Genomic DNA, 8241 nt, shown 5'->3' with positions numbered 1-8241 from the left:
CCGCCCCGTGTCCCGGGTCTCGGGCGACCCTCTTTCAACCCCCCCCCGACTCGGCGCGAAGAGTCAGTTGCGTCGGACCGGTCGGTCGGCCCAGACGGACCGGCCGGTCGGCCCAGCCGGTCAGACGGGGACGAGCTCGACGGCGCCGACGGCGTAGCGGGCCAGGATGGTGCGGGCCAGCTCGGGGTGGGCGCCGAGGGGGTCGGAGACCGCGACGGCGCCGGCCTCCAGAGCGAGCTCGGCGGCCCGGTCGGGCAGGAAGCCGGGCGCCAGGAACAGCGAGGCCACCGCGATGTGACGGCGGCCCTCGGCCCGGAAGGCGCGCACGGCCTCGCCGGTGGCCGGCGGGGCGCTCGAGGCGAACGCCGCGCTGACCGGCAGCTTGTGGTGCGCGCCCCACTGGCGGGCCAGCCGGGCGACGGCCTGGTTGGCGAGCGGGTCGCTGGATCCGGCGGCGGCGAGCACGAGCGCGTCGAGCTCGCGCACCCGGGCGTCGCGGAGCGCGGCGCGCAGGCGCAGGTCGAGCACCTCGAGGAAGCAGGGCTCCAGGCCCAGGATCGCGCTGGCCCGGACCTGCACGCCCGGGTGGCGCTCGCTGGCCTCGGCCACCGCGCCGGGCACGTCGACCTTGGCGTGGTAGGCGTTCGACAGCAGCAGCGGCACGACGACGATCTCCTCGTGGCCGGCCTTGACCAGCCGGTCGACGACCGTCTGGAACGACGGCTTCGACAGTTCGAGGAACGCGGCCTCGACCTTGAGGTCGGGACGCAGGGCGCGGACCTCGGCGACGAGGGCCTTGACGGTGGCGGCGGACCGCGGGTCACGGCTTCCGTGAGCCAGGGCCACCAGAGCGGGAGCAGCCATCAGCGCGGCCTCCTCTCGTGAGCAACAGGGGTGGGGTTGCGGTGGTTCCGTCCGACGGCGCTGTCGGCGGCGGGGCTGGGGACGACGGTGGTCGTCATGAGTGGATCCCGCACTCGGTCTTGGCGGTGCCGGCCCAGCGGCCGCTGCGCGGGTCGTCACCGGGAGCGACCCGGCGGGTGCAGGGGGCGCAGCCGATCGAGGGGTAGCCGTCGTAGACCAGCGGGTTGACCAGCACGCCGTTCTCGACGATGTACTGCTCCACCTGCTCGTCTGTCCACCGGGCGAGCGGCGAGACCTTGACCTTGCCCTTCTTGGCGTCCCAGCCGATCACCGGCGCGATCACCCGGTTGTGGGTCTCGGCGCGGCGCAGGCCGGTCGCCCAGGCGTCGTACGACGACAGCGACTCGGCCAGCGGCCGGACCTTGCGCAGCGCGCAGCACAGGTCGGGGTCGGTGCGGTAGAGGTCCTTGCCGTGCTCGGCGTCCTGCTCGGCCACGCTCTGCACGGGCGTGATCGTGAGCAGGTTGACGTCGAGCGTGGCGGCCACCGCGTCGCGGGTGCCGATCGTCTCGACGAAGTGGTAGCCGGTGTCGAGGAAGACCACGTCGATGCCCGGCACCACGGTCGAGGCGAGGTGGGCGAGCACGGCGTCGCCCATCGAGGAGGTCACGCAGAACCGGTCGCCGAACGTCGCCGCGGCCCACTCGATGATGTGCTCGGCCGGGGCGAGCTCGAGCTCGGCGCCCCAGTGCGACACCAGTGCGCGCAGCTCTTCAGGGGAGCGGCCCTCGGTCTCGGTGCCGCGGTAGTTGCGGGCCGAGGTGGTGGTCGCGGCGGTCACGACGTCGCCCCCGGCACCCGCTGCGGCCGGACCAGGCCGAGCATCTTCAGCGAGAACGCGCGCAGGCAGCCGCGGCACTCCCAGCTCCCGTGGGGCGAGGTGACCTCGCCGGACTCCGAGACGACCTCGTGGGGGCGCAGGTCCTGCTCGCCGCAGAACGGGCAGTGGAAGGGGACCGCGCGCTCGCTCATGCCGACACCCCGCCCAGCGGCTCGAGGGTCTTCTCGCCGCGCAGCAGCTCCTCGTCGGCGCGCGCCACCCACGTCGTGAACGACTCGCCGTCGACGCGGTCGGCGAGGTAGTTGACGACCAGCGCGGAGACGTAGTCGTCGAGCCCGGCGCTGGTGACCTTGTGGGCGCGCAGCTTGCGACCGAAGTTGGCCTGCAGGCCGGTGGCGCCGCCGAGGTGCACCTGGAAGCCCTCGACCTGCTCGCCGGCGTCGTTCAGCACCAGCTGGCCCTTGAGACCGATGTCGGCGACCTGGGTGCGGGCGCAGGCGTTGGGGCAGCCGTTGACGTTGACGGTGATCGCGGCGTCGAGGTCGGGGAAGCGGCGCTCGAGCTCGGCCACCAGGTCGCGGGCGCGGTTCTTGGTGTCGACGATCGCGAGCTTGCAGAACTCGATGCCGGTGCAGGCCATCGTGTTGCGCCGCCAGCCCGACGGCCGGCCCGACAGCCCGATCGCGTCGAGGTCGTCGAGCAGCGCGTCGACCACGGCCGGCTCGACGCCGATCAGCACGATCTTCTGGTAGGGCGTCAGCCGGGCGCCCTCGACGCCGTGGCGCTCCATCAGGTCGGCGAGCTGCACCAGCAGCGTGCCGGAGACCCGCCCGGCGACCGGCGCGATGCCGACGTAGCGCTTGCCGTCCTTCTGCTCGTGCACGCCCACGTGGTCGCGGTGGCCCACCGGCGACGGCGGAGAGGGGTTGGAGACCAGCGCGCGGCCGAGGTACTCCTTCTCCATCACCTCGCGGAACTTCTCGACTCCCCAGTCGGCGACGAGGAACTTCAGGCGGGCCCGCGAGCGGAGCCGGCGGTAGCCGTAGTCGCGGAAGATCGAGGCGACCGCCTCCCAGGCGTCGGGCACCTCGTCGAGCGGGATCCAGACGCCGAGCTTCTGGGCCAGCATCGGGTTGGTCGAGAGGCCGCCGCCGACCCAGAGGTCGAAGCCGGGCCCGTGCTCGGGGTGCACGGTGCCGACGAACGACACGTCGTTGGTCTCGGGGGAGACGTCGTGGCTGGGGTGGCCGGTCAGCGCGGTCTTGAACTTGCGCGGGAAGTTCGAGAAGTCGGGGTTGCCGAGGTAGCGCCGGTGGATCTCCTCCAGCGCCGAGGAGCCGTCGATGATCTCGTCGACCGCGACGCCGGCGACGGGGGAGCCCAGGAACGGCCGCGGCGAGTCGCCGCACGCCTCGATGCTGCTCAGCCCGGCGTCGTCGAGCCGCTCCCAGATCGTGGGCACGTCCTCGACCCGGATCCAGTGGTACTGGATGTTCTCGCGGTCGGTGACGTCGGCGGTGTCGCGGGCGAAGTCGACGCCGATCGTGCCCAGGGCGCGGACGGCGGCCGGCGCGAGCAGGCGACCGTCGGTGCGCACCCGCAGCATGAAGTAGCGGTCGTCGAGCTCCTCCTCCTCGAGCATCGCGGTCTTGCCGCCGTCGAAGCCCGGGGCACGCTGGGTGTAGAGGCCCATCCAGCGGAACCTGCCGCGCAGGTCGGCGGGGTCGATGGAGTCGAAGCCGCGCTTGGAGTAGATGTGCAGGATCCGGTCGCGGACGTTGAGCGGGTCGTCGTCCTTCTTCGACTGCTCGTTCTTGTTCAACGGCTCGGTGTAGCCGAGCGCCCACTGACCCTCACCGCGCTTGGTGCGCGGGATCTCGGTGTGGACGGGGGCCTTGGCCTGGTAGCGCAGGTCGGACATGCGGGAGGTGGTCCTTCGCTGGGGGCCGCGCCGCGCGAGGGGCGCGGGCCGGGTGGTCTGCCGGGAGGTGACTCAGCGAGGCGGACACATCGAGCTGCGCGTGCGCCCGAAGTCCACGTGGCGTCGTACCACGAGGTGGGCGTGGGTCGCGCGGCTGATCATGTCAAGGAGTCTCAGCCCTCGGACCGGCTGCCCACAAGGCGAAATCCCATGATGTGAGATCAGGCTCCACGATGTGAGATGCGCGGCTCCACGGCAGCCGTACGACGGTGCGGGTTGCGGCACAGGTCACACCCGCCCAACGTCGCCACCGCCCGGCCGTGTTCCCGGACCGCCGACCGGCGTCCACGCCGCGCGTCGGGATTGGGCCGCCCCAGCGGGCCTCACTAGGCTGAGCGGCATGGCCGACCTCGACGCCCAGGACCTGAACCGCGTTGCCAGCAGCGCCTACTCCGACGCCCTCCAGGTGATCGCGTCGGTCGAGCCGCGGATCGCCGAGGCGACCCGGCAGGAGCTCGCCGACCAGCGCGGCTCGCTCAAGCTGATCGCGAGCGAGAACTACGCTTCGCCGGCCGTGCTGCTCACGATGGGCACCTGGTTCAGCGACAAGTACGCCGAGGGCACGATCGGCCACCGCTTCTACGCCGGCTGCCAGAACGTCGACACCGTCGAGGCGCTCGCCGCCGAGCACGCGCGCGAGCTGTTCGGCGCCGAGTACGCCTACGCCCAGCCCCACTCCGGCATCGACGCCAACCTGGTGGCGTTCTGGTCGATCCTGGCCCACCGCGTCGAGGGCCCGTGGCTGGAGAAGGCCGCGAAGAAGAACGTCAACGAGCTCACCGACGCGGACTGGGAGGCGCTGCGCCGCGAGCTCGGCGACCAGCGGCTGCTCGGCATGAGCCTCGACGCCGGCGGCCACCTCACCCACGGCTTCCGCCCCAACATCAGCGGCAAGATGTTCCACCAGCGGCAGTACGGCACCGACCCCACCACCGGCCTGCTCGACTACGACGCGCTGGCGGCCAAGGCACGCGAGTTCAAGCCGCTGGTGCTGGTGGCCGGCTACTCGGCGTACCCCCGGCGGGTGAACTTCGCGAAGATGCGCGAGATCGCCGACGAGGTCGGCGCCACGCTGATGGTCGACATGGCCCACTTCGCCGGCCTGGTCGCGGGCAAGGTCTTCACCGGCGACGAGGACCCAGTGCCCCACGCGCACATCGTCACCACGACCACGCACAAGTCGCTGCGCGGCCCGCGCGGCGGGCTGGTGCTGGCCACCGAGGAGTACGCCCCCTCGGTCGACCGCGGCTGCCCGATGGTGCTCGGCGGCCCGCTCAGCCACGTGATGGCCGCCAAGGCCGTCGCGCTGGCCGAGGCCCGGCGCCCCGAGTTCCAGACCTACGCCCAGCAGGTCGCCGACAACGCCCAGAGCCTCGCCGAGGGCTTCGTCAAGCGCGGCGCCGACCTGGTCACCGGCGGCACCGACAACCACCTGGTGCTGCTCGACGTCTCGTCGTTCGGCCTCACCGGCCGGCAGGCCGAGTCGGCGCTGCTCGACGCGGGCGTCGTCACCAACCGCAACTCGGTGCCGGCCGACCCCAACGGCGCCTGGTACACCTCCGGCATCCGCCTCGGCACCCCGGCGCTGACCACCCGCGGCTTCGGCCACGACGAGTTCGACCGGGTCGCCGAGCTGATGGTCGACGTGCTGAGCAACACCCAGCCCGGCACCACCAAGGACGGCAAGCCCTCGAAGGCGTCGTACGTGCTGGCCGACGGCGTCGCCGACCGGGTCAAGGACGCCTCGGCCGAGCTTCTGGACAAGCACCCGCTCTACCCCGGCCTCGAGCTGGTCTGAGCTCCGTCCGCTCCGGGTGGCGGTTACCAGCGCTGGTTGTGGTGCGAGCGAAGCGAGCCTCGAAACCCGCGCACCTGTACGCCGGCCGTCCCCACCGGAGGGCTGCCGGCTCGCCGGGTCTCGAGACAGGACTTCGTCCTTCCTCGACCAGCGGTGGCTTGCCGGTGGTTAAGGAAGTCGCGCTAGCGACTGTCTCGAAACCCCTGGCGGCCGAACGCCATTCGGTGGGGACGGGAGGGCTGTCGTCTCGCCGGGTCTCGAGACAGGACTTCGTCCTTCCTCGACCAGCGGTGGTCGCCCATCGCTGGTTGAGGAAGTCGCGCTAGCGACTGTCTCGAAACCCCGGCGGCCGAGCGCCCTCCGGCGGGGACGGAGTCGACCACCTGCGCCGCTCACCTGCGCCAGCGGTACTCGACCTCCGGGCGGCCGCTGCCGCCGTAACGTGGATGGCGCTGGGCCTGGCCGGTGTCAGCGAGGTGCTCGAGGTAGCGGCGCACGGTGACCCGCGATGCGCCGACCCGCTCGGCCGCCTCGGTGGCCGACAGCCCGGGCTCGGCGGCGCGCAGCGCGGCGGTCACCTCCCGCAGCGTCTCGGCGCTCATGCCCTTCGGGGTCGCGGCCGCCGGGGCCGGCCGCAGCGCGCCGATCATCCGGTCCACCTCGTCCTGGGCGACCTCGCCGGGCGCGGCCTCGAGCCGCGCGCGGTAGGCGGCGTACTGCTCGAGCTTGCTGCGGAACGTCGGGAACGCGAACGGCTTGAGCAGGTAGGCGACCACGCCGTGGGCCACGGCGTGCCGCACCACGTCGGTGTCGCGCGCCGAGGTCACCGCGATCACGTCGCACAGGTGACCGGCCGAGCGCAGCCGCTGGAGCAGGCCGAGGCCGTGGCCGTCGGGCAGGTGCAGGTCGAGCAGCACCAGGTCGACGCCGGGGTCGGCCGCCAGGAACCGGGCCGCCTCGCCGGCGGACCGGGCCACCCCGGCCAGCTCGAAGCCCGGCACCCGCCCGACGTACGACGCGTGCGCCTCGGCGGCCAGCCGCTCGTCCTCGACCACCAGCACCCGGAAGCTCACGCGTCACCTCCCGTCCCCGGGGTCGCCCGGGGCGCGGCCAGCCACACGGTGAACTGCGCGCCGCCGAGCTCGGACCGGCCGACCTCCACGTCGCCGCCGTGGCGGCGCGCGACCTGGCGGACCAGCGCCAGCCCCAGTCCGCGCCCGGCGCCGTCGGAGGTCGCGGCCGCCTTGGTGGTCCAGCCCCGCTCCAGCACCCGCGCGACGTCGACGGGCTCGAGCCCCGGGCCGCTGTCGCCGACCCGCACCTCGAGCCGGCCGGCGGTATGGGCCAGGTGCACGCGCACCACCCGGCTGACCGAGCCGGCAACGGCGTCGAAGGCGTTGTCGACCAGGTTGCCCAGCACGGTCACCAGGTCGCGCGAGGGGATGTCGAGCCCGGCCTCGACGTCGCCGGTGAGCTCGAGCTCGATGCCGCGCTCGGCGGCGTCGGCGGTCTTGCCGAGCAGCAGCGCCGCGACCACCGGGTCCCCGACCGCCGCCACCACGCGGTCGGTGAGCAGCTGGGCGACCTGGAGCTCCTCGGTCGCGAACTCGACGGCCTCCTCGGCCCGGCCGAGCTCGATCAGCGACACCACGGTGTGCAGCCGGTTGGCGGCCTCGTGGTGCGAGGCCCGCAGCGACTCGGTGAGGCCGCGCACCACGTCGAGCTCGCCGGTGACCGACCGCAGCTCGGTGTGGTCGCGCAGCGTCACCACCGCCCCGACCTCGCGGCCCTGCCAGGTCGCGGGGGAGGTGCTGACCACCAGCACCCGGTCGCCGGCGAGGAACAGGTCGTCGGCCCCGGCCGTGCGGCCGACCGCGGCCGCGACCAGCGCGGGCGCGAGCCCGAGGTCGTCGATCGAGCGGCCCACGACGTCGGCCGGCAGGTCGAGCAGCCGCCGCGCCTCGTCGTTGACCAGCTGCACCCGGCCGTCGAGGTCCAGCAGGAGCAGGCCCTCGCGCACCGCGTGCAGCACCGCCGAGTAGTACTCGTACATCCGGGTGATCTCGCGCTCGCCGAGCCCGTGGGTCTGGCGTCGCAGCCGTCGCGAGACCAGCCAGGCGCCGAGCAGGCCGGCGGCCAGCACCAGGGCTGCGGCGACGCCGACGAGCGCCAGGTCGTCGCGGACCCGCTCGTCGATCTCGGCCACGGTGATGCCCACCGAGACCAGCGCGACGACGGTGTCGGCGTCGTCGAGCACCGGCACGACCGCGCGCATCGAGGGCCCGAGCGTCCCGGTGTACTGCTGGGTGAAGACCCGGCCCGACGGCGCCCCACCCAGGTCGCCGACGAACGGGCGCCCCAGCTGGGCGGGGTCGGGATGGCTGAACCGGGTGCGGTCGAGCCCCATCACGACCACGAAGTCGACCCCGGTGTCGCGCCGCACCTCCTCGGCGTACGGCTGCAGCACGGTCGAGGGGTCGTCGGTGGCCAGCGCCTCGAGCACCGTGGGGGAGTCGGCCACCGCCTCGGCCACCGAGACGGCCTGGTCGGTGGCGCTGGTGCGCGCGTCGCTGCGGGCGTCGTGGACCGCCAGGGCGCCGGAGACGACGACCAGCACCACGACGACCAGCACCTGGAGCAGCAGCACCTGCCGGGCGACGGAGAGGTGTCGCCCGGGACGTCGTTCGGGGGACGGACGTCGCATGGGGGGAGTGTGGCACCCGCGAACTCAACGACCAGAACGGTGACGGGGGTCAC

At 73.3% G+C, this 8241-nt stretch carries 7 protein-coding genes; 1 reads left to right on the top strand and 6 read right to left on the bottom strand.

Translation table 11 applies throughout. The features are described 5' to 3' along the window. Positions 1–120 precede the first annotated feature (120 nt). From JT721_RS12715 to JT721_RS12700, 4 genes are all read right to left on the bottom strand, one after another. Positions 121–864 carry a sirohydrochlorin chelatase gene (locus JT721_RS12715; RefSeq protein ID WP_205473512.1) on the bottom strand — a complete coding sequence of 248 codons (744 nt, stop codon included), beginning with the start codon at positions 862–864 and terminating at the stop codon, positions 121–123. Between the two features lie 94 nt (positions 865–958). After that, entirely contained in the window at positions 959–1705 is a 747-nt protein-coding gene (locus JT721_RS12710; protein WP_205473511.1) for a phosphoadenylyl-sulfate reductase, read from the bottom strand. Next, entirely contained in the window at positions 1702–1896 is a 195-nt protein-coding gene (locus JT721_RS12705; RefSeq protein ID WP_205473510.1) for a hypothetical protein, read from the bottom strand. Before JT721_RS12705 ends, JT721_RS12710 begins: the two co-directional genes overlap by 4 nt. Then, positions 1893–3626, bottom strand: a complete 1734-nt coding sequence (locus JT721_RS12700; protein WP_205473509.1) for a nitrite/sulfite reductase — start codon at positions 3624–3626, stop codon at positions 1893–1895. Before JT721_RS12700 ends, JT721_RS12705 begins: the two co-directional genes overlap by 4 nt. Positions 3627–4026: 400 nt before the next feature. Between JT721_RS12700 and JT721_RS12695 the strand changes: the two genes are divergently transcribed. Continuing rightward, positions 4027–5484, top strand: a complete 1458-nt coding sequence (locus JT721_RS12695) for a glycine hydroxymethyltransferase (protein ID WP_205473508.1) — start codon at positions 4027–4029, stop codon at positions 5482–5484. 392 nt (positions 5485–5876) lie between these two features. Here the strand turns inward: JT721_RS12695 and JT721_RS12690 are convergent, their stop codons facing one another. Continuing rightward, positions 5877–6557: a response regulator gene (locus JT721_RS12690; RefSeq protein WP_205473507.1), complete on the bottom strand. Its 681-nt coding sequence runs from the start codon at positions 6555–6557 to the stop codon at positions 5877–5879. Then, positions 6554–8188, bottom strand: a complete 1635-nt coding sequence (locus JT721_RS12685; RefSeq protein ID WP_205473506.1) for a sensor histidine kinase — start codon at positions 8186–8188, stop codon at positions 6554–6556. Before JT721_RS12685 ends, JT721_RS12690 begins: the two co-directional genes overlap by 4 nt. Between the last annotated feature and the right edge of the window lie 53 nt (positions 8189–8241).

This window comes from Nocardioides sp. SYSU D00038, from assembly GCF_016924665.1.
Taxonomy (GTDB): Bacteria; Actinomycetota; Actinomycetes; order Propionibacteriales; family Nocardioidaceae; genus Nocardioides.
Note: the sequence above shows the minus strand (reverse complement) of the source record. Positions and strands in the feature narration are given on the sequence as shown.

What these genes read in the sequence shown, in the direction of transcription:
- JT721_RS12695 (WP_205473508.1), top strand. Translation starts at nt 4,027, where the DNA reads ATGGCCGACCTCGACGCCCAGGACCTGAACCGCGTTGCCAGCAGCGCC.
- JT721_RS12715 (WP_205473512.1), bottom strand. Translation starts at nt 864, where the DNA reads ATGGCTGCTCCCGCTCTGGTGGCCCTGGCTCACGGAAGCCGTGACCCG.
- JT721_RS12685 (WP_205473506.1), bottom strand. Translation starts at nt 8,188, where the DNA reads ATGCGACGTCCGTCCCCCGAACGACGTCCCGGGCGACACCTCTCCGTC.
- JT721_RS12705 (WP_205473510.1), bottom strand. Translation starts at nt 1,896, where the DNA reads ATGAGCGAGCGCGCGGTCCCCTTCCACTGCCCGTTCTGCGGCGAGCAG.
- JT721_RS12700 (WP_205473509.1), bottom strand. Translation starts at nt 3,626, where the DNA reads ATGTCCGACCTGCGCTACCAGGCCAAGGCCCCCGTCCACACCGAGATC.